19 protein-coding genes and 1 pseudogene are annotated in these 21,908 nt (G+C 38.0%); 3 read left to right on the top strand and 17 right to left on the bottom strand.

Features of this window, described 5'->3' with window-relative positions; genetic code table 11:
• Nucleotides 1–97: 97 nt before the first annotated feature.
• The 4 genes from ACESTK_RS19610 to ACESTK_RS19595 form a co-directional block, all read right to left on the bottom strand.
• A complete protein-coding gene (locus tag ACESTK_RS19610; protein ID WP_373120549.1) occupies nt 98–1,099 on the bottom strand; it encodes a PD-(D/E)XK nuclease family transposase in 1,002 nt (333 codons plus the stop codon).
• 1,345 nt (nt 1,100–2,444) lie between these two features.
• Entirely contained in the window at nt 2,445–3,626 is a 1,182-nt protein-coding gene (locus ACESTK_RS19605) for an IS91 family transposase (RefSeq protein WP_373120548.1), read from the bottom strand.
• On the bottom strand, nt 3,623–4,465 hold the full coding sequence (locus ACESTK_RS19600) for a tyrosine-type recombinase/integrase (protein ID WP_373120547.1): 843 nt from the start codon (nt 4,463–4,465) through the stop codon (nt 3,623–3,625). Before ACESTK_RS19600 ends, ACESTK_RS19605 begins: the two co-directional genes overlap by 4 nt.
• A 271-nt stretch (nt 4,466–4,736) precedes the next feature.
• Nucleotides 4,737–5,114, bottom strand: coding sequence for an SdpI family protein (locus ACESTK_RS19595; RefSeq protein ID WP_003864540.1), 378 nt, complete (start codon nt 5,112–5,114; stop codon nt 4,737–4,739).
• A 314-nt stretch (nt 5,115–5,428) separates the two neighbouring features.
• On the opposite strand from ACESTK_RS19595, the gene ACESTK_RS19590 reads away from it, so the two are divergent.
• Nucleotides 5,429–5,665 (top strand): DUF6061 family protein, encoded by a 237-nt coding sequence (locus tag ACESTK_RS19590; RefSeq protein ID WP_118127216.1) that lies wholly within the window; start codon nt 5,429–5,431, stop codon nt 5,663–5,665.
• A gap of 91 nt (nt 5,666–5,756) precedes the next feature.
• On the opposite strand, the gene ACESTK_RS19585 is transcribed toward ACESTK_RS19590, so the two are convergent.
• The 12 genes and pseudogenes from ACESTK_RS19585 to ACESTK_RS19530 form a co-directional block, all read right to left on the bottom strand.
• On the bottom strand, nt 5,757–7,442 hold the full coding sequence (locus ACESTK_RS19585; protein ID WP_373120546.1) for an ABC transporter ATP-binding protein: 1,686 nt from the start codon (nt 7,440–7,442) through the stop codon (nt 5,757–5,759).
• A gap of 240 nt (nt 7,443–7,682) precedes the next feature.
• A complete protein-coding gene (locus ACESTK_RS19580; protein ID WP_373120545.1) occupies nt 7,683–8,459 on the bottom strand; it encodes a hypothetical protein in 777 nt (258 codons plus the stop codon).
• 369 nt (nt 8,460–8,828) lie between these two features.
• Entirely contained in the window at nt 8,829–9,347 is a 519-nt protein-coding gene (locus ACESTK_RS19575) for a helix-turn-helix domain-containing protein (protein ID WP_195700429.1), read from the bottom strand.
• 154 nt (nt 9,348–9,501) lie between these two features.
• Nucleotides 9,502–10,887 carry a DUF4179 domain-containing protein gene (locus tag ACESTK_RS19570; protein ID WP_373120544.1) on the bottom strand — a complete coding sequence of 462 codons (1,386 nt, stop codon included), beginning with the start codon at nt 10,885–10,887 and terminating at the stop codon, nt 9,502–9,504.
• Entirely contained in the window at nt 10,884–11,441 is a 558-nt protein-coding gene (locus ACESTK_RS19565) for an RNA polymerase sigma factor (protein WP_118583988.1), read from the bottom strand. The genes ACESTK_RS19570 and ACESTK_RS19565 overlap by 4 nt, the downstream gene beginning before the upstream one ends.
• 346 nt (nt 11,442–11,787) lie before the next feature.
• A pseudogene (locus ACESTK_RS19560) lies at nt 11,788–12,826 on the bottom strand (hypothetical protein).
• A gap of 18 nt (nt 12,827–12,844) precedes the next feature.
• Nucleotides 12,845–13,669: an AraC family transcriptional regulator gene (locus ACESTK_RS19555; protein WP_204452065.1), complete on the bottom strand. Its 825-nt coding sequence runs from the start codon at nt 13,667–13,669 to the stop codon at nt 12,845–12,847.
• A 410-nt stretch (nt 13,670–14,079) separates the two neighbouring features.
• Nucleotides 14,080–14,754 (bottom strand): hypothetical protein, encoded by a 675-nt coding sequence (locus ACESTK_RS19550; protein ID WP_373120543.1) that lies wholly within the window; start codon nt 14,752–14,754, stop codon nt 14,080–14,082.
• Nucleotides 14,755–14,923: 169 nt separating this feature from the next.
• Entirely contained in the window at nt 14,924–16,783 is a 1,860-nt protein-coding gene (gene asnB / locus ACESTK_RS19545) for an asparagine synthase (glutamine-hydrolyzing) (RefSeq protein WP_373120542.1), read from the bottom strand.
• Nucleotides 16,784–17,013: 230 nt separating this feature from the next.
• Nucleotides 17,014–18,765, bottom strand: a complete 1,752-nt coding sequence (locus tag ACESTK_RS19540) for a M56 family metallopeptidase (RefSeq protein WP_373120541.1) — start codon at nt 18,763–18,765, stop codon at nt 17,014–17,016.
• Between the two features lie 6 nt (nt 18,766–18,771).
• Nucleotides 18,772–19,161, bottom strand: a complete 390-nt coding sequence (locus tag ACESTK_RS19535) for a BlaI/MecI/CopY family transcriptional regulator (protein ID WP_187566649.1) — start codon at nt 19,159–19,161, stop codon at nt 18,772–18,774.
• A 52-nt stretch (nt 19,162–19,213) separates the two neighbouring features.
• Nucleotides 19,214–20,104 carry a hypothetical protein gene (locus ACESTK_RS19530; protein WP_373120540.1) on the bottom strand — a complete coding sequence of 297 codons (891 nt, stop codon included), beginning with the start codon at nt 20,102–20,104 and terminating at the stop codon, nt 19,214–19,216.
• Nucleotides 20,105–20,282: 178 nt separating this feature from the next.
• Between ACESTK_RS19530 and ACESTK_RS19525 the strand changes: the two genes are divergently transcribed.
• Together ACESTK_RS19525 and ACESTK_RS19520 are read left to right on the top strand one after the other, a co-directional pair.
• Nucleotides 20,283–20,576 carry an autorepressor SdpR family transcription factor gene (locus ACESTK_RS19525; protein WP_270432727.1) on the top strand — a complete coding sequence of 98 codons (294 nt, stop codon included), beginning with the start codon at nt 20,283–20,285 and terminating at the stop codon, nt 20,574–20,576.
• Nucleotides 20,551–21,585, top strand: coding sequence for an SdpI family protein (locus ACESTK_RS19520; protein WP_187566655.1), 1,035 nt, complete (start codon nt 20,551–20,553; stop codon nt 21,583–21,585). The genes ACESTK_RS19525 and ACESTK_RS19520 overlap by 26 nt, the downstream gene beginning before the upstream one ends.
• Nucleotides 21,586–21,677: 92 nt before the next feature.
• On the opposite strand, the gene ACESTK_RS19515 is transcribed toward ACESTK_RS19520, so the two are convergent.
• The coding region (locus ACESTK_RS19515) for a LysR substrate-binding domain-containing protein (protein ID WP_373120539.1) at nt 21,678–21,908 on the bottom strand (231 nt) is incomplete at its 5' end.

Below are 21,908 nucleotides of genomic sequence, written 5' to 3'. Positions count from 1 at the left end.
AATAAGCCCGCCAAAAGGCGAGCTTATTTAGAATGCTTGTTTATAGGTTATCGCTGAACTACGTTTTCAGGACAGCCTCTTCCTATAAAATCATATGTTACACAAGTGTCTGTCCCATTGCCGCTGCAATTTCCTTTAACTTGTCGATAGCATAGCCTGTATATTTTGAAATCTTATCGGCAGGTTCCTTTTCCTCGATCATCATTTGGGCCAGGGACATTTTTTCTTTTTCAACTCCCTGTTTCATTCCTTGTTCAATTCCCTGGTCTACAAGAGCTCTACTTAGATTACACATGTCTCTCACCTCACTCTCGAATTCTTCTGTCATGGCAATATCAAAATCTTCATGTAACCGCTTCTTTTTTTCTTCTGGCGTGGCAGACGTTGAAAACAGGACATTTAGCAGATCAAGAATCTCCAGCTCGCTTTCTTTGTCTGCATCTCCCAAATTTACAATCACCACTTCCATCAGATCATAGCTTTGAGGATCTGTATAGGACTTTCCAAGTATCGTATCCTCAATTGTGTGATATTTGAAAATACCATTTTTGCGTTTTTTAGCTGGGTCTGGACAGATCCAGATGGAATAAGCTTTCTGAATCTTTTCGTAATGTTCATCTGTAAATACGGTTCCATACTGTTCTGATATCATTCTTGCACAATAATAAAAACCTCTGGTTACAAGTGGATATCCAGGAGTATCATTCAACTGGATTTCCAGATTGATAATAAGTTGTATAGGTTCAGGGTTTCCAGGAAGATAGGCTTTAAAACGGATGTCATAATATACAGTTTGATCCTTGACTGCATTCGCCTCTGAATTCAAACCTTCGATTCTTTCGTCTCCGTTTAGTTTCTCATCACGGTCCAGCTGATCCTGGTGGACAGCATGTTTAGAAATTTCTACGTCATCTTTCAGACAGTTATCACAAATAAACTTTACGCTGTATTGAGAAAATTCTTTTGTACAGGATTTTAAGATCCATGCTATGATTGCCTTGTAAGTCAATATTTTTTTCGCACATTCATCATATTTCGCACGGTCTGATATAAGGTCAATGGTCTGTGCCAGATTCGTCTGACGTACTATAATACCCACCTCCTGTATAATTGGTTAACTGATAACATTTTATGATTTTATATTACCATAAAGAAAAAATGGGGGCAATATATTTTTATATAAGTTTATGTCACATACAGTCAAATAAACCCTGTAATACAATATGTCATTCCATAACACTATAAGGAAAATACCAGCAATAGCCGTCTGGAAAGCGAACTGCAGCTATAAGAAGTATTTTTAGATAATTGACAGTTCGTACAAAAATCTGGTTTTTACAAAAATATCAAATTTTGTCACATAAAAGAGGCATGATACGAAGTCTGAAACGGAAAAGTGATTGCAAAAGGTGGTCAAAAATGGCCTTTTGTCAAAGGCTTATTTTGTGTTATTAAATCCCTTTTAAGCTTAAATAACACAAAATAATACAAAATGATACAGATAAAAAGGTAGGAAATAACGGCAAATAGTACTAAGTGATTTAAAAAGGGAGCAGGTAAAAAAATCGTGTTCTGGACATCCGGGAAGGAAAATACAAGACGAATGGCCACATCTTTTTTATCCTTTTCAACAGAGTTGACTTCACCGCCAATGTACCGTGCGGCTTTATCAACTTTAAGTAATATTTCATTACTAAGTGCTAATTTTCTTATATTTTTCCTTTCATAAACTGTATATATTAAACAAAATATACGTGAGCTTTGCGAAACATGGATTGCCGTGGTACTATTTCATGAAATTAAAATTTGGCCACAAACATTATAAAAAACAGTCACGTCTTTTAACATAATTTGAGTTCAAAAAACGGGTTTGGTCACTATTGTAATCATAGTAATAGAATCGTTTTAGTATTATTCCTGAAATAGCCGTTAGCAATAACTTTTATTATAACCAGAATCCAGGGGAAGTGCAAGCATAGAATTTGGCGAAGACATGGTTTTTCCGATTGTGTAGATTGAGGATGCCGAGTTTTTGCAGCAATAAAAGCTTCTTTTGAACAAATTTGTGGGAACCGCAATAGGTATAAAAAATGGCAGACAATCTCGTTATTAAGTCGGCTGCCCATTGATTATATAGTATATTGTTTTGGGCGTTTTGATAGTTCGACAAACTGTTAAGGAAACAATCGGAGTTGGTGTAAACGAAAAAGCAGCCTTGAGTTCTGATAAAAACTGCCCTTTCGTTTACATCAATTTCGATTTTACCTTGGTGAACAAAGTCGCGTCCCTTTAGCCGATAGCTATGGGGATTCAATCGTTGCTCTTTTCCTTAAGTTTATCATACTGGGTGTTTTGGTAAAAGTTTTTTTATTCAAGAAATCAATTTCAGGCATGACAAACAAACCTCCTATGCGGAAGTCATTTATTCTATGCAATTGTAGATTTTAACATCTCATATGTGCATGAAAAGAAGAACTGTATTTATCTTTGCGGGGTGATACCATATTCCCTCCGCAAGAAGAACATTTGCATACATCAATGTGATACAAAACCTTTATCATTTCTACTGCATTTAGATTTTTTAATGTAGAAATGTATTTCTTGCATCCAAGCAGGTTTCTGCAGAGAGTTATCTTTTTTCTCTTGTTTCTACATGATAGCAGACCATAGTGCCGGATTCTGACAAATCGTTTGGGTGGAACATGCATCATGAATCGACGGATGAATTCTTCTCCTGAAATTGTTTTCTCTTTCCAGTGGCCTTCGTTTTTATAGTCTTTTACTGCATATGTAACTGTCGTATCCGTCATGGATTTGATTCGATGATTACTGATTGCTATCCTGTGGGTATATTTTCCAAGATAATTGATAACCGACTGTGCACCATTGAAAGTTTCTTTACAGTAAGTGACCCAGTTCTTTTCATAACACTTATCAAGAAGTTCTTTAAAACGATAGCTGTTCTGATATTTCTCTGCTGTACCATGAAATTTAAGCTTAGAATCATTCCACAGGCTTTTTAACTCATCCAGATATTTTCCACGGAACAATTTTGAGATGACACCATATGGGAGAAAAAAATTTCCACCTGTGTCTTTCCATTTATTTTCATCATCAAGCCCACCTCCAAGAACAATGGTATGAATATGAGGATGATAATTCATTGCAGAGCCCCAGGTATGAAGAATGCAGATATACCCTATATCAGCTCCCAGATACTTTGCATCTTTTGACAATTCATTCAATGTGGCTGAAGCAGCATGATACAGTGCATCATATAACAGCTTCTGGTTGCTGTAAATAATGGAATTCAATTCCTCAGGAACTGTGAATACTACATGATAACAGGGTGCATCCAATACGTTCTCTTTTTGTGCATCAATCCATTTCTCTTTCGGAAACTCCTGGCACATGGGACAGCATCTGCTTCTGCAGGAGTTGTTGTGAACACTGATACATCCGCAGTCCTCACAAACACTGATGTTTACACCAAAAACTCCTGTTTTACAGTTTCTGATGTGATAAGCCGTTTTTCTGTGATGAGCAGGAGGGTTACTCCTCTTTTCATAGGAAGGATAGAACCGTTCAAATACATCCTGTATCGTACATGATTTATCCATAATCATTCACCACCCATCTCATCAAATGGGCTTTTAATACCAAGCAGAGTTTTATTGCTTACATGCAGATAAATCTCTGTTGATTTTGGATCACGATGTCCCAAAAGAGCCTGAATATATTTTATATCGCAGCCTGACTCAAACAGATGACTTGCAAAACTATGACGCAAACAATGTGTGGAGACGTGTTTTTGAATGCCTGCTCTTTCGGCGCTTTCACGAAAAAACTGAATGACACTATCTTTTGTAAGATAATCCCCTGTCCATGAACTTGGGAACAGAATCCCTCTTGGCCTGCCACATTGAAACCAGTATTCTGTCAATATTTCAAGCGTCCGGTCTGCAAGCAAAGTATAACGGTCAGATCGGCTTTTTCCATCGCGGATGTGTATGGTTTTGTTTGTGCGTGAAATATCATCATAATGAAGGTGTGTGACTTCTGAAACACGAAGTCCACCTGAATACATAGTAGCGATCATAGCTTTATGCTTCAGATTTGGTGTAGCATCAAGAATAGCTGATATTTCTGCTTTTGTAAGCACCGCTGGTAACTTTCTGACCCTTTTCATACGAGGTATGTCATCATCATCCCAATTCATCTTCAATACTTTTTTGTAAAAGAAGCGGATTCCTGAATGGTAGTGATTGTATGTTTCTGGTGAAATCCCGGAAAGTTTCTTTTCAGTTAGGAATGTATCAACATCGTCAGTTGTTAATGCATCTATATCCTTGGCTGTGTGGTTCAAAAAATGAGCAACACTGGTACAGTATGCATGAATTGTGGAATCCTTGAGATTCCGTTTATTCGCAGCAGATCTAATCTGATTAAAAATTTCTTCGTACATAATAAAATCCTCCATGTAAAGTAAATCGTAAATGTATAAACACTGCTTACATGGAGGAGCATTAGCATAATAAAACTGCTTGCCAGAAAGGCAGCTCAATGGTATTCTTATCATAGGCAGTGGGGATGTCGATCCTGTTTGATTGTTGGTTGTGGTGACTTAACAATACTACTTGTAGGACTTGGTTTCCACTGCTTTTTATTAAAGTGTAAAGAAAAACTGCGCCATAGCCTTGGCAGGCCATCGCGCAGCGATTTTGTTCAACTTGAATTTATCGTCTTGTTCCATTCTTATCAAAATTCTTTTTTAATGCTATTTCTGTTGGGAGAATAGACCCAATTAAAGGAATAAGTTGAACACCACAGATAATTCCTCCTATACTCCCAACACAATCTTCATTTTTTCCAATCACTAAAAGCATGAATATTACTGTTATCGGCAACATAACCATTCCACAGACATACCAGACTTTACCACAATATTTATGAGCAAATTCCCATGTGTCTTTGTTCTTCATAGACATCGAAGTCCGATATCCAAATACTGAATTTATTTCCTTTGGAGCCTTTTTCATAAAATATCTTCCAAAACCAATCATCGTAAATGGAAGAAGCAAATCCATAATCAACATAAAAATCCAAAACCCCATTGTAAGCTCCTTTACTACAACTTCCGATTGAGATTTCACCTGTTTTAAGAGATTTAATAGCTGTTATATTTTGTTATTAAATTCTCCGCAAGCCCTTGAAAACACTGGGTTTATCGCAGGTGAGCTTTCCCTTATTGTTTCCCTTGTGTTATATCGTCCCGTCAATGTTTACGAACTCTGATAAGGGCAAATACAAGGGCAAGAAAATCATATAAAACAGTATAACACAAAATAAAAGTGACATGGTGGACTGATTGAAATGCTTCTGATTTTTGTAACTAATGATTGATTGAATGACAAGGAGATAGGATACGATGAGAACAGTATTTGCAGAATACAATATGTACCGGAACAGCATAGACATCTACACCCATACTGGTTATATGCTTCGTATTGACTGCGATAAGGCTGAAGATGGTATTAAAACTACACCATGCTCTCAGTGTGCATTAAATGCTCTTGCTATTGATGAACCTCTTGAATATGCAAAACTATATCTGGATGGAACTATGCAGATATGGGTAGACACAGAAGACTCTATTGAACTTTAAGTACACTAAGGGACTGCTCCTCTAACAATTAAAAAAGTGCAAGAGCAACAGTCCCTTTGTATTTTTACAAGTTTCAACCTAAAAAAAACAATTATTTCACATTCGAATTATACAAGTCCATAAAATAAGAATCTGTATGTAGTAGTTCTTCAAAAGTACCTTGTCCAACAATCCTCCCTTCTTTAAAGAGAATAATTCTGTCAAAACCTACAATGGAATTTAATCTATGTGCAATGGCAATGACAGTTTTATCTTTCATTTTTTGCATAACTGATTTCATTACATTTTCTTCTGTTAAATTATCCATTGCAGATGTTGCTTCATCCAAAATGACAAGTTCGGAGTCTTCAAACCACAAGCGAGCTAATGCAAGTCTTTGTTTTTCTCCACCCGATAAACAAGTACCTTTCTCACCAATTTCAGTATTTAAACCTTCCGCAAGATTTTCAACTAAATGAGATAGTTGCACTTCACTCAATGCCTCCAGCATTTGTTCTTCTGACACTTGTTTCTCAAATACCAGATTTTCTTTTATTGTTCCGTCAAAAACAGGGGCATCCTGTGATAGATAACTAACTCTATCATACAGATTATTAAGACAAATTTCTTTTAACTCCATGTCTCCTAAGCGAACTTCTCCTTGATTATATTTTAGCAACCCTAATAATATCCTAATCAAGGTCGATTTTCCGGAACCACTTTCTCCTACAAAAGCTATTTTTTCTCCCTTTTGTATTGACAGGCTCAAGCCATCTATAATTTTCCGTTCCTCATATTGGAATGATAAATTTCTTATTGCAATTTTTCCAACATTTGTATTTATTGCGTTACCGTTTCTTAATTGAACATCGTCTTTTAAGCCTAAAAATTCCTCAAATCTCTTATATGACGCCTTGTCTAATTTATATTGGACATAAAGTACATTAAAAATGGCAATTGGCGTATAAGCATTTTCAATCAGTGCAATTAGTGCAACCACAGAACCTACTGTAAGGTTTTTCGTTTTCCATGCATAAAAAAGAATACCAATATCTAACATTGCCACAAGTAGTGCAAATATTGTGAAGAATGCTTCATGAATCATATTCATTTTTACTTTTGATGAAACAATATCCTCTTTTGCATTACAAGTCTTCTTTATTTCACTCGGGAACTGTTTACTCATACGAAATACCAACATTTCCATATAGCCTCTGACCAAATAGTGATTTAATAGTTCTTCACTATTCAAAATCTTTTCTTTTATTTTATAAAGAAACTTCAATAGAATGTTGGTTATTATAAAAATAACCGTATAGCCTACAAACAGTACATAAGTGACTTTTTCATCTATTTCCCAAATAAAGTATATACTAAAACCAATGGTAGGAAGTAAGTCACGAATCAAACACAACCAGAAATTGAATAATACATTTCTTCCTGCTGCTGAACCATTCTCAATCCTTTGAACAAGTTTGCCCGTACCTATTTTCTGATATTCCGTATAATCGATTGTACTTATTTTTCTAAGTGACAAAAGCTTAAAATCCAGATAAATACCATGTTCCAACTTCTTTTCAGGGTAATTATCCAGATAATTCATACCGTAATTTACCAGCAAAATAGAGCCATATGTTGCAACTCCTGCAAATGCAAGTGTTCTATCAGCCAATCCATCAATAACCTTTTGGAAATAGTCAACCTTGTAATTAGCCACAAATGAATTAAATATACCTAGTCCAATGTAGACCAATACCCATATGCTGTTTTTCTTTAATATTTCTTTTATATAACGCATAACTGTACTCCTTTACATATTGTATTTCAAGCATCAGAGCAGTACAGTCAACGACTACTGGCAAGTTTCTTTTAACCTCAGCACAATCTGCCAACAGTTTACATCAACTGTACTGAGTAGTTACCTCGGATAATTTTCATATCGTTCTCACTTCTTTCTAAAAATTTTCTATTATTATATCATGTTAAGTTCCAATATTCTATCGTAATTCCGTCAAAAGAATATAAAACAAAGAGCATATTATCTTACCCCTCTGTCATTTGTCTGCCTGCTGATACTGTTCTGGTTTTCAGCGGCTTCCCTTTGTAGTCTTGCAAGTTTATCCGACAGTTTTTCATCCTTATGCGTAGGTGTATCCGGTTTTCTGCAGGCATTCTTCCAGCTTTCGTATTGTCTCTGATAATCCGTATAAGCATTCCTGCATTTTCTGAATGTCAGCAGGAACTCGTTCATGTTTTCAAAACCGCTATTACGAACCATGTTTGAGAGTCCTGCCTTTAATCGGTTGATATAATCCGTCTTTTCGTCAATCTTTCTCTGCAAATCGCCTTTTCTGATGAGCTTCGCCAGTCCCTTTAAGTTTGACATTTCGATTTCAAGACTGCCTCTTAGTTTCTCAGCTTCAAAGATAATGGCATTCTGGCTGTCCAGTTCTGTCTTTATCTTTTTTAACTTCGGATAAGCGGCTGCTTCCGGTATCATAACAGGCTCTGGCGGTAACACATCTGCTGTAAGTATTCCGTTGTCCTGCTTTTGGGCTTTGTTTTTATCTTCGTGAGTATTTTCACACTGCTGCCTGCTGTGAATGCCTTTTATAGCCTCAAGCACCTTTGTGATAAGCAGTACCAGCTCTGCTATTGCCATATTCAGGATAAGCGAGAGCATTTCGGGCTTATTGCCGTATTGCTCAATCGATCTCTTTACTGGCTCTGTGATATGTTCCCTCTTTATCTGTAAAATATCCTCTATGGGAACCTCACTTATGACAGCCCTGTCAACCTCTCTGTTCCAGTCCATCCGCAGTTTATTATCCTGCTCAATCTGTTCTGCCTTTGGGGTGTTCTTACCAACCTTCTTGGTAGCAAGATATGGACCATTGCAGTCAAATACTGTGAGATTACACCATTATCACGATACTGTTTTAAAAGTGCATTATAAACAATACTTTATACATTTTCCCTACCCTCTTTTAATCTGATACATTTATAGGCTTTATTTATCCAATTATAAAACTTGCCATTCAAAAATCATATGAATTAATTTTTACAAAGCATGCACAAAATGCGATTTTTATTATATTTCGTCTGTTTTTCTATAAAATTGTGCATAAAAGCAGCAGGCACATCCCTGTTTAGAGACATGCCTGTCATGTTTAAATCTTGTTAATTATCTATTATGCAGAACCAGTTTCACATCAAATGTGAATTTTTCTTCATTTAACTGATATTTCTCGGAAAGTACCGGTCCACAGCTGTTAGAACCGATACCATTCTGGGAATAATCAATACAAAGTACAGTGCTTCCACATTTTTCAAGTTCATAGCCGTGCTTTTTATTTGTCAGTTCCTCCTGAGTGTATTCAGAAGCATTAAATGCAATCGTTTTTTTTCCAGCAGCTGACAACGTCATTTTATCATTGCTCACGCACACATAATCGCAGTCTGTATGGCTTCCGTTTTCCTGAGGACGAAGATAATCTTCATGCAGATCTTCGACCTTGGAGGTATAAACTCCATGACTTCCAGAACGGCATTTGATGTCTATGAGAATCTGCAGATCCGGATAGCTCTTTTCATTCTCCCAATTAGACACAGTCTGTCTGGTAACATGAAATATTTTTCCAAATTCCTCCTGGGTCAGCGCCTTTTCTTTTCGTATTTTTAATATCTGCGTTCCAATGTTCATATTGCTCTGCTCCTGTTCTTCCAATCGGTTTTGCTTCTCACCTGGATTATATAAAAAATTCTGCCGAATGAAAAGCAATTTACCTTTTACAGCGAAAAAATAGGTATGCAAAGCTTCTTTGACATGGGATTTTGGGAAACAGATTCACGTTTCTCTACTTAATCTGAATCCTTATTTTTTCACCGACAGGTGTCCAGTCAGATTCTGCAGTGATTTCACCTGTAGTTCCATCATATGCGCTTTCTTCGGTTCCATAATCTTCATCCGTTTTATTTGCTGCGTCGGTATTTTCTTTCTGGTCTGTATCGTCTTGAAGCCTTACTTCTGTGGGAGCATCTGCCCCTCCGATAATTTGAGTTTCAACCTGCTCCTCTGCATCTGACGGATTTTCTTCCTCCAAAGTATCCTCTGGAACTTCTTCCACTTCTTCTGTAGTCTCACCAATTTCTACAAAATCGTCATCAACCCAGATAGTGTCTGCAGCAGCCATATAAGGCTCTCTGGTATAAAGCTGTAATTCCAGATAATCGCTGTCAATATCCGGGAGTAAAAGAACCGGACCGTCAGAATCCAGCTGATACATGCCCCAGAAACTGGTTTTAAAACTCCATTGAGATTTACCATCTGCTGAATTACTGCGCAGTTCATACTGTACCTGATTTCCTTTACTGTCTGTCCCCATAAGCATCATCTCATTACCTTTATACAGCTTTTCCTCAAGTTCTTCCGGAATTTCTGCCGCAATTATACTTTGCAGTTTATTCATGGAAAAGTCTGTTAATTTCACGGTTCCTTCTTCTGTTTTAATAGAAATATCTTCTAGCTTTTTATGAACTGTCTGTTTCATAAGCTCCGCATGAGGAATAGAAAAATCAAACTCAAATTCTGCAAAATAATCTTCGCCAAGATTTTCATTTTGATAAGCACCAAGTACCAAATGTACTTCCGGATTTTCTCCCAAATCCTCATCAAGGGAAAAGCGGGATTCCAGAACAGCATCATAGACATTTTCATCCAGTCCGGTATTTAGTAAATCCTCATCCGAATACGGCAGATAGTGTCCGCTTTCGTATTCTTCAATTTTCTGTCCATTTATTGTAGTTTTCTGATAATCAATGTCAAGCTGTGTATTGGCAAAGGTCCAGGCATCTTGGACATCATCCGTGCCCTTTTGCCCGGAAGATGTTTTTTCTGCATGCACCTTTGTTAACAGAACCCCATTATCCAGAACAACTTCTTTTAATGTTACAGTAATTCCTTTGTCTTCCTTAGAGGTATTCAACACTTCCGTATAAGATTCAATGCTTTTGGGGAAACCAAGGGTTTCTCCTATGGACAATGTAATATTTTTTATTGAAGCCTGGATATGCGGATTAGAAAAGATAACAGAACCCAAGGTGACAATCACACAGGCAGCTGCTGCTTTGCTCCACCCTTTTGGTCTCCAGTTTTCCTTTTTGTCACTCCATTCCCGCTCTGCTTCCTCTATATATTTCGGATCAATATTACCAAATTCTTTTGAAAAATCAAACTTTTTCATATGCGTTCTCCTTCTTTTTCCAACAGTTTCAACAGCTTTTTCCGGTTTCTGTATAAATTCATTTTCACGCTTCCCACTGACATATGATGCCTTTTGGATATTGCAGAAACAGGATCCAAAAACCAGTATCTTCGTACAAAAATATTTCTGTCCTTTGGAGACATTTCTTCCAAAAAACGATTTATGGTTTCCATCAGTTCTTTTTCCGCCAGCTGTTCTTCCACGGTATAAGATACATTTAGCTGATCCATTTCCTCTATAACATCTGCCATATGAACATCCGGGCGCTTGCCTGCAAACTTTTTTCTTAAACGGTCAATACTAAGATTTCTTGTAATCCGACCGCAAAAGTGTGCCAATACAGGAGGATGCGTAGGAGGAATCTGTGACCATACTGAAAACCAGGTATCATTCAGACATTCCTCGGCATCTTCTCTATTTGCCAATAAATTCCAGGCAATCTTGTAGCAATAGGGATGATACTTAGTACTCAATTCTATAATTCCATTCTCATCTCTTTTCAAAAACAGATTTATAATTTCATCATCATTCATTTACAGGTTGTCCTCCGGGTTTCTTTAAGATAAAAGTCACTGTCCATAATCTGACCAGCAACAGATAAGGCGCCTTTTTGAATAAAAATATTTCCATTCATATTATATATCGTAAAAAATAGTGGATGGTAACAAAAAAATTTAATTTTTTTCAGTTGAGATCCAAACTACAGTTTTGGTTTTCAGAAGATTACCTTTTAGGGGTAAAAATAATGAAAAGCAGCCGATATTCTCATTTTATATATCATGAGATACCGGCTGCAACTGCTGTTATAAAATATTTTCTTGTTCTGTAGTTTTGTACTTCATACTACAGCATTCATTATAATCACGGTCAGAATACGTCCTATAAACTGTCCACAAAACGCATAAAATCTTCTCTTCCTTTTGGTGTGCATTTATAAACTCCGGCATCTTCCAGCACATGAACAAACACCAGTCCTACTTCTTTTTGAAGAATTGCATGAATGTTCTCTGCATTAATATCCGGATATTTTTCCAGCAATTCTTTCACCCAGTCCTCATGCTTTGTTATTTTTTCATTTGAAGAAATATCTTTTCCAGATAAAATGTATTCCTCTAAAAGCTCCAGCTCTTCTTTTAATCTGGCCGGAAGAACTGCAAGCCCCATTACCTCGATCAGTCCGATATTTTCCTTTTTAATATGATGGTACTGTGCATGTGGATGATATACACCAAGTGGATGTTCTTTCGTCGTAATATTATTGCGAAGTGTCAGATCCAGCTCGTATACATCTTCCACTTTACGGGCAATTGGGGTTATGGTATTATGTGGTTCTCCGTCCGTATTGGCAAATACAAAGACTGCTTCATCTGTATAGCCTCTCCATGCCTGCAGCACATGTGTTGCAAGGTCAATCAACCGTTCTGGATTTTTATGACGGATACGGAGCACTGATAACGGCCACTTTACAATTCCCGCTTCCACATCCTCAAATCCAGGAATGGTCACATGCTTTTCAATCGGTGCCTTAGCCATTGCGAAGGTATAATGTCCTCCCTGGAAATGGTCATGGCTTAAAATAGAACCGCCTACAAGCTGCTTTTGGATTCTCCCCATATTTTTTCCAGAACGTTGTCTGTACTTCTGCAGGTCGTGGCATGAGGCAATTCATCAGTCTGGTATCAAACAGGTCTTTATAGACAACACTGTCTTCAATCAATCCCCGATCAATTGCCTCTTTTAACAGTTCATCCAGAACCTTCTCAAGTTCAATGTTCTGAAATTCCTGTTCCGGTGCAGTGTAATCATCCTCGTAAAATACATCCAGCAGAAGATTTGTTGTGTAATTTCTCTCACATTCTGGTATCAGTTCCGTCTCGACTCCATACTGTACCAGTTTTGCAATACTCTCACTCAGCATATTTTTATCCTCTCTTTTCTATATGATTTCATTTTGCAGAACAAACTTTTCTCTGTACAGATTCCGGTATTCTCTTGGTGTCATTTTGTAGCGTTCCCTGAAAACCCGGTTAAAAGTCCGCTGACTTTCAAATCCTGCATCCATGGAAATGTCCGTAATGCTTTTGTCAGTACACTCTAAATGAACACAGACATAGTTTAATCTCTGTTCATTTAAATATTGGTTAAAATTTCTATGAAAAGTTCCGGAAAAGACACGCGAAAGTGTAAATTTACTTACTCCCATATCTCTTGCCATCTTTTCCAGGGACATTTCTTCTTTAAAATGTTTTGCAATATAGGAGACAGTCTGATAAATGATATCATTGCTCTCCACACTGCTCTTTTCCTGTAAGTTAAATGCCGGGATACTTCTGGCCAAAAGGATCTGCACATAAGCCTGTTCCACAACAAGGTTAGGATTTTGCTCCTTTTTATCGAGCTTCAGGCACCGAATTGCATTTACAATATCCCGGTGGACCTGCGGCTTTTTAATTACAGGATTTTTCGGACAGTATTTCTGCATAACAGAAGCAAATTGTCCGCAAAGTATGGGCTGCGCCCACAGATAGCATGCCTTATTATTCTCTCCTGAAAAGACCTGGCAGTGATGGATCACTTCCGGAAAAAGGACTGCAAAATCACCTTCCTTCATGTGAAAGAGTTCCTGGCCCATTCCAAGCTCCAAGCATCCTTCTGTAAGATAGATGAATTCAACTGAATTGTGCAGATGAGGGGATTCATGTCTGGCAATGCGGGAATGTAAATGCAGGTTTTCTTTTTTCTCTTCATAAACCGGAAACATAATTTCTCTCCTCTGCAAATTTTGTCTGTTTTTTCTTTTCATTTGGCACGTAATCCGCTTTCAGGTGATCTATAATGCACTTGTAAGTTAAGAAAAGAGGTGAACGAAATGAAAAATTTAAAAGCTTATATCTTATATGTGATGAATTTCTACGCAAACTATTATAAAGTTTGCCGCTAATGCCAGAAGAGAATTCCGGTATTCGGCCGGATTTTCTTCTGCATAAACTATCACATCCGCTTTTTATTAGTATAACCAACTGATGAACCCCTGTACATGAACAGGATTCTTTAAAATATAGACAAAATGATACAAAAAAAGATATGCTGCAAAAAATGACTGTATTTCCTGCCTCATATCTTTCCTTAATCCAATGACAGACAGCCCGAAAATATCGGGCTGTCTGCTTTTTAGATGGTATCAATCAGATCACTTCCACTAATGATCTGGCTCCAGCGGTTTTCACGTTTGTCCGCATTTTTCTCAAAGTATGGAAGTCGCGTTTCTTCCAATTCCTCCAGGCATGGGATGCTTCCATCCAGATACTTTTTGATTCTCCGTATGATACTGTTAAGTCTGGTAATCACAGCTCCAAGTTTAATCTGTTTCTCAGCTTCTTCTACAGGTACAAATTTATTTTTCTTAAATTCTTCCAGACACCTAATTAGTGCATTATTATGAATATAAAAAAGAATATATTGAAGTTCCTTTTCTGATACTTTCAAACAATTGTCACCATAAACTCCTGCCAGATTTTGTACATCTGTATCCGTTATGAACTCTTCTCCTAATTTCAATAAAATTTTCTCAAAAAAGTTATTTTTATAGCAATGAACATCTGCAACCAAAGTACCATGATATAACGTTTCATCATCGGCTTTCAGAATATAGAGTTCCAGTACACGCGCTACACTATATATATAATGTCTGAACAATCCCTCCCAGGCCATCTTATCTCCCTGCCAGAAAACACGTACAAACCCTTCCAACGGATCATTTAACTCTTCTTTCGATGCAAAATGAAAAGTGCCATTTTCAATTTCTAATAATGCACTGCTTATTGAGCGGTAGTGGTATAATTTCATTTTTTCCTTCTTTCGATAAATTATTCAAATAGTTATGATGAAGTCTGCTCTTCATAAACCATGGATTGGCATGCAGCTTCCTATACGAAAGCTTAATACCTATCTTCCATTTTTTCTTTGTGAATATCCATTTAGTTATTTTATTATTACCGTCTCATAACCAACTCTCTCACTTCGAACATGTAGCAAAAAATCTATCGTACCAGATAAGGAATGTTAAAACTGTCCAGATTTTACGGCTGTTATCTGCCTTTTTATCTTTATGGTCGTTCAGGAGCTGAAGCAGTTTCTCTGTATGGAAAAATTCTTCTGCTTCTTTCGAGGTAAATAAATCTGTTACCATCTGATACCAGTCATCCTGCCGCAGCCACACACGGATTGGAATGGGAAAACCAAGTTTCTTACGTTCATCGGTTTCCTGTGGAAGAAATTTTGAAACAGCTTTACGGAAAATATATTTGGTTGTACCTGCTGCAATCTTAGTTTCTTTCGGAAGCTTTGCTGCAAAGTCAAAAACTTCTTTATCCAGAAATGGTACCCTGACTTCCAGGGAATGTGCCATACTCATTTTATCTGCTTTCTGCAAAATATCGCCAGGAAGCCAGTAGTTCAGATCTACAGACTGCATTTTTTCCATGTCTTGAAGTGATCCTCTGTTTTCTGACTCAAGCTCTTCATAAAATGGTCTTAAATATTCCTGCGTGGAAGGTCCTGTTACTTTATTTTTCAAAATCTGCGCTTTTTCTTTTTCACGGTAGATATACGCATTTCCAATGAAACGTTCTTCCACTTTCATTCCCGCGCGGATAAGAAAATCCCGACCTTTCACATCTGGCAGCTTTGCGGCCAGTTTTCTAACAGCACGTCTAAGCCTGAATGGAATCCAGGCAACTTTCTTTAATGCTTCCGGTTCTCTATAAATATTGTATCCACCGAAAAGTTCATCTGCACCTTCCCCGGAAAGGACTACCTTAACATGACCGGCAGCCTCTTTGGAAAGAAAATAAAGTGCAACTGCGGAGGCATCCCCAAGTGGTTCATCCATATGATACATCACATCTGGAAGGACATCCCAGAATTCCTGCTTGGATATGATTTTCACATGGTGTTTCAAACCTGCTTTTTCTGCCACTTTGGCAGCTTTGTTTACTTCACTATATCGATCTCCCTCATCAAATCCCACTGTAAATGCCTGATCTGCACCGGAGGAAGAAGCCAGATAACCGGAATCCACTCCACCTGATAAAAATGCGCCGACTTCCACATCACTTAACATATGATGCTTCACTGAATCCTTTAAAATCTCGGAAAGCTGGCTCCGCAGCTGCGCCATATTCGTCTTATGGTTCCACTGACCTGGTGTAAGCTTTGGTTTGAAATAAGTCTTTATTTCATAGCTTCCGTTTTTATATAAAAGCATATGTCCAGGCATCAGTTTGTAAATTCCCCTAAAAAAGGTCTCTTCCAGAGGGGAATATTGAAATGACAAATACTGCTCCAGTGCCTTCTGATTTACTTTCCTTTCATAGCCTGGAAATGCAAGGATACTCTTAATTTCAGAAGCAAATACAAAGTGCCCATCTATTTCGGCATAGTACACGGGCTTAATTCCAAAGAAATCCCTTGCAAGCATCAAAGTCTGCTCTTTTTCATTCCATACTGCAAACCCAAACATTCCCCTGAGTTTATCCAGTGCCTTCTCCCCATACTGCTGAACGGTATTTACCAGAACTTCCGTATCGGAATGGGTGCAAAAAGAAATGCCGAAAGTCTCAAGTTCTTCCCGCAGTTCTTTATAATCGTAAATTTCCCCATTAAAAACAATATGAAGGTTTCCATCCGCACTTTCCATAGGCTGCTGCCCATCTTCTAAATCAATAATACTAAGTCTTCGAAAGCCCAGCGTAATCTTCTCCCTGCAAAAAGATCCCTTACTGTCCGGGCCTCTATGCTCAATGGCTTTCATCATCCTTTCAATTACTGTCTTCTGATCCTGTCTGTAACCTGTAAATCCACAGATCCCGCACATTTCTTCCTCCGTATCCATTTGATGTAGTTTAGACACTGCAACAACTTTTGTTACAGTCCAAAATTTTTTCCAATATTTTATCATAAAAATATCTGTTTGTTGTAAAATAAAAATGTCTTTCTTATCAAATAATTATATTTCCAAATAGCTTTTATATCTCATATAACATTTTATAAAAAAAGAAACGTTTTCCATTTCTTTATTTGCTTCCGGAAAACGTTTCTTTTCATTTACTCTTCATAAAGATTTCCGTTCTCATCGGTCCAGGTTCCGTCACCATTATCTGTGTATCCTACACCTTCTGAATCACAGTAATAATAATCTCCGTTTGTAGTCTCTTTTACATTAACGGTGCCACTGCTGCCCTTGAGTTCATGTTTTTCCAGCTGTGTTCCGAAATTATAGTCTTCATCATTCCAGGTACGGTAGGAATTTCCATTGGCATCTGCCCAGCTCCCATCTCCCTGATAACTGTATTGGAATCCATAATAGTCGGAATAGGTTCCGTCTCCGTTATCGTAAAGGACTCTGGATTCTTCATCTCCTTCACCTGCTGCTACAATTGATGCCACACCGGACGCAGTACTGAATCCACTGGTATATGGCACGCCTGCCGGAAGATTTTCATTATGTGATACATTTCCGGTACCATCAGAACTGCTTTCGGAAGCTGTTGATCCATTCTCCTGGCTTTCATTTTCTGTATCAGCTGCAGAATAATTTTCCGCATCCACACTTTCTGTTGACGTTTCTTCATTTTGTGACAGATCTGCGCCAGGGTTCTGCACGTCGTCGCTTTCCTGCTTATTTACCGTTTCGGAAAAAGGTGCATAATCCGGCACATTATTCTTCACCTGATCTGTCTCTTTTTCATTATGAGCTTCTGCCTGCTCTGTTTTTCCAGTTTCTTCCGGTGCCTCTGCGGACACACTGAATGCCAGATTCCCTCCGACAAGCAGAACGGCCATCAGAATTCCCGGCAACAGTCCCCGTCTAAATTTCCGGATATTGAGCATATACAGGATCCTGTCTTTAAATACCATTCCACTGTCATTAAGGCTTGCGCTCACATATGGTACCTGATTGTCCATTGCGACTGTTCGAAGAAGCAGTTGTCTGTAAAGCCTGTTTTCTTCCAGGCTTACCCGATGGATAACATCTGTATCACACAGATTCTCAATATCTTTATCTGCTTCTTTCAGCATCAGAAGAAGAAATGGATTAAACCAGTATATCGATGCACAGATCCGTAAAAACATCTTATACCAGAGATCCCGATGATCGTAATGCGTCAGTTCATGGTAAAAAACAAGTTTTCTTTCTTCGGCAGAATACCCGGTCGCAGGCAGATACAGTTTCGTATGAAAAAGCCCTGCCAGAAGCGGTGTGGTAAGACCTGCATTCTGCCTGAGTTCCGGTATTCTGCGTACATGCTTTTTCTGACACACCTCTCTGTACATCTGAATACTCACCGGATCACTTACTAACAGACTCATCCGTTCCAGTTCCTTCATAGAAAGGTAATATGCCAGAAATTCTCCTGCAAGTTTGAGGATTGCCACAACCAACCAGACGGCTGTAAAAATCACTGCTGCAATTCCCATCCATCTGCCTGAATCACGCATGACAGGCACTTTCTGCGAAGAATTTTCAGAGGAATCCTGTGTGTTTTTGTTTAATGACTGCATATTTTCTAAATTCTGTAGTCTGTTTCCCTGATTTTCTGTTCCGACCATACTGCCATTTGGATTCAGATTCTGTCTGTCATATGTGCGATATTGCGGCACATTAAAAGTCACAACTGACAGGTCTGCCGGCAGCTGTAATGGAACTGTCAGGCTGACTGCCACGATCAGCCAGATAACATATTTCCACCTGGCTGAGACTTTACCTTTTAGCAAAGCTGCAAGCACTTTGACCAGCAAAATTACAACTGCTGCAATAATATTCAGCTTCAAAATATGCAAAACAAATACTTCCATAGTTCGCTATTTCTCCCTGTCCTCTAGTTCTTTAAGGAAGTCACTGAGATTCTGAATTTCTTCAGAGCTTACCTTTTTCCCCTGATACAAGGACGTTACAAATTTTTTCAAAGAGTTCCCATAAAGCTTCTCAAGGACACTCTGGCTTTCATGTGCCTGATAATCCGACTGTGAAACCAAAGGTGTATACAGATTCATTTTCCCCTGTTTGGTCACTTCCACAAAATTTTTGGCTTCCAGCCTGGCCAGCAGCGACAGGATCGTTGTCGGAGCAAGGCTTTTTTTCGTATTGATCACTTTTTCAATTTCCATTCTGTTCATCGGAGGTGTATGATTCCAAAGAACAAGCATAATATCCAGTTCTGATTCTGGAAGTCTCTGATATGTTTTTTTCACGCTCTCATTCTCCCTCTTTCTACAAATGTAGGAACGGTTTTATTATACCATATCAGTCTATTTCTGTATAGCTGTTTCCATTCTCATCTGACCAGGTTCCATCTCCGTTGTCTGAAAATCCGATACCATTTTCGTCGCGGAAATAATAATCACCATTTGTAGTCTGTGTAACGGTTACCGTATTACCGTCCGAATCCTCAAGGTCATGCTGTTCCAGAGTGGTTCCAAGATAATGGTTTTCATCAGTTAGGGCTGAGTACGTGTTTCCATTTTCATCGGTATAAGTTTCATTCCCATTATCAGTATATTTCATTCCATCATCTCCACGGTATTCGCAAGAATAATCTTTGTGAAGAATGTAATTGATCTCAATTGTATTTCCATCACTGTCAACTAATGTCAGTGGTGATGTGGAAATAATATCTGAACCATCACTGTTATCTGCAGAAGCATTCACGTCTGCATTGGAAGAATCTGAACCTCCCTTGCCTCCCGGATTGGAAGTATCGGTATTTTCCTGATCAGAATTTTCTGTTGAATCTTCATCTGCCTGTCTGGTAAGGGAGGGATTTCCCGGATAGGAAATATATTCTACGAATTTTCTGACATCACCGATATCATCTGCATCTTTTGCATATCCCACCGTCATATATAAACTGCTCCCCTCTGAATAAACAGTCTGATAGCAGGCTTCATACGTATCATTGCATTTTGCAATTGCTATATTGACATCATCAAGTGAATATTTGTAAATGTTTACATAATCACTTCCATTCGTGTAGCTGGCATAAGTACCTTCCGTATCTGCCTTTTCCCAGTCGGAATCTGCTGGCGGCTGTGTATAAAAGTCATTATTTTCTGCTGCCAGAACCGTTCCTGCTGAAAAAGTTCCCAATACCGCCGTAGTGATAAGTGTCATTAACTTTACTGTTCCTGTCTTCATAGTGCATTCTCCCTGTTTATTATTTTCTACTTTTGTAGAAATTGTTTATATTCTACATCTGTAGAATATAAATGTCAACCATATTTTGAAGTAACTGGTTCTTGACACATAATATTCCTTGCATTATAATACGTTTAACAATTAGGTTAAATGTTAAATGAAGGGATGTGATGAATTATTGGGTATACAGGATACATTAAAAGCACTGGCTGATCCAATACGACGTGAGATTTTGAACTTATTGAAAAATGGGCGGCTTTCAGCCGGAGAAATATGCGAACATTTTTCAGTGACGGGAGCATCCATATCAAGACATCTGGCAATATTGAAGGAAGCTGATTTGATCCGAAACCAAAGAGAAGGAAAGTTTATTTATTATGAATTAAACACTTCCGTATTGGAAGATGTCATGTTGTGGATCACAGATTTGAAAGGAGCATCGAACAATGAAGGAAATGATAAAAAAATATAGAGGTTCATTAATTAGCTCTATACTGGTAATTCTTGCAGGAGTCCTGGTGGGTTTTACGAGTACACACGGTAAATGGATAAATGTATTTTTTGTAGTAACGCACTGTATATTTGTAGCAATCATATTTTATGATAACAGAAGCCGACAACAGAGTCCAAAAGTTATAGGAATGACTATATGGATGATACCTGTTATTACATTGCTCTATAATGGCATTGCCAGATTGGTAAATACCGGAGCAGGCATGGAGAACCTGTTCATGGCATTCATGTATTATGGAACAGGCTTACTATTCATGGTTATAGGAAATTATCTGCCAAAGGTAAAGCAGAATAATACGATAGGAATCCGGGTTATATGGACATTGCAGGATGAGGAAAACTGGAATGCAACTCATAGATTCAGTGGGAAACTATGGATGGCATCAGGTATTCTGTGTATGCTCTGTGGTCTTTTTGAGGAAAGTATGGCTGCTCTTGTTTTGTATATCGTAAGCATTATGGCAGCTGCAATCATCAGCATTCTCTATTCTTATCTATTTTATAAGAAAAAGATAGCGACCGGAGAAAAATTAAAAATTCAGTATAACAAAAAAACAATTGGAGTATCCGGAATCATAGCCATTTTAACCATTATATTCGGTATATGGACGTTGTTTTTGGGAAGTATTGAGATTCGTTTCGAGGATAAAGATTTTACCATTGAGGCACAAGGCTGGAGCGATTATACAGTGGACTATGCGCAGATTGACAGTATCTCATATGAAGAAAATTCATCTCAGAACCGGAATGATTATAGAACCAACGGTTTAGGAAATCTTAGATATGCTATGGGAAATTTTAGAAATGATGTTTATGGAGATTATATCAGGTATACCCATTCATCCTGTCATTCATATGTAGTCATGAGTATAGATGGAAAAATATTGGTCGTAAATGGTGAAAATGATTCAGCGACAAAGGAAATCTATCATACAATTAGCGAAAAGGTGTCAAATGAATTAAAATAGCATCAGAAATGCTGGGAAAATGTTCCCGACTCATCAATTGACTTGTGTTTGGATAGGTGCCGCGTTTAATAAACCAAGTTCTTTCGCTTCTTTTATGTAATCAACAGAATTGTATTTTTTAATTCTCTTGCCGCAGCCCCCATAGGATGCTGGCTGTCATACACCAGGCAGATCTGGCGCTCCGGAATTTCATCTTTTAATGGGATCTGTACGATCTCTTTTTTCAAAAGGGAAGGTGCAGCCATCGGCTGGGGCAAAAAGGCAAGCCCGAGCTCGCATTTTACCAGAGGCAGGATCTGATCCGCAGTGGCAGCTTCCGTATC

The organism is Ruminococcus sp. Marseille-P328 (assembly GCF_964249465.1).
GTDB lineage: Bacteria > Bacillota > Clostridia > Lachnospirales > Lachnospiraceae > Blautia_A > Blautia_A faecis.
This window is presented reverse-complemented; position numbering and strand designations above follow the sequence as displayed.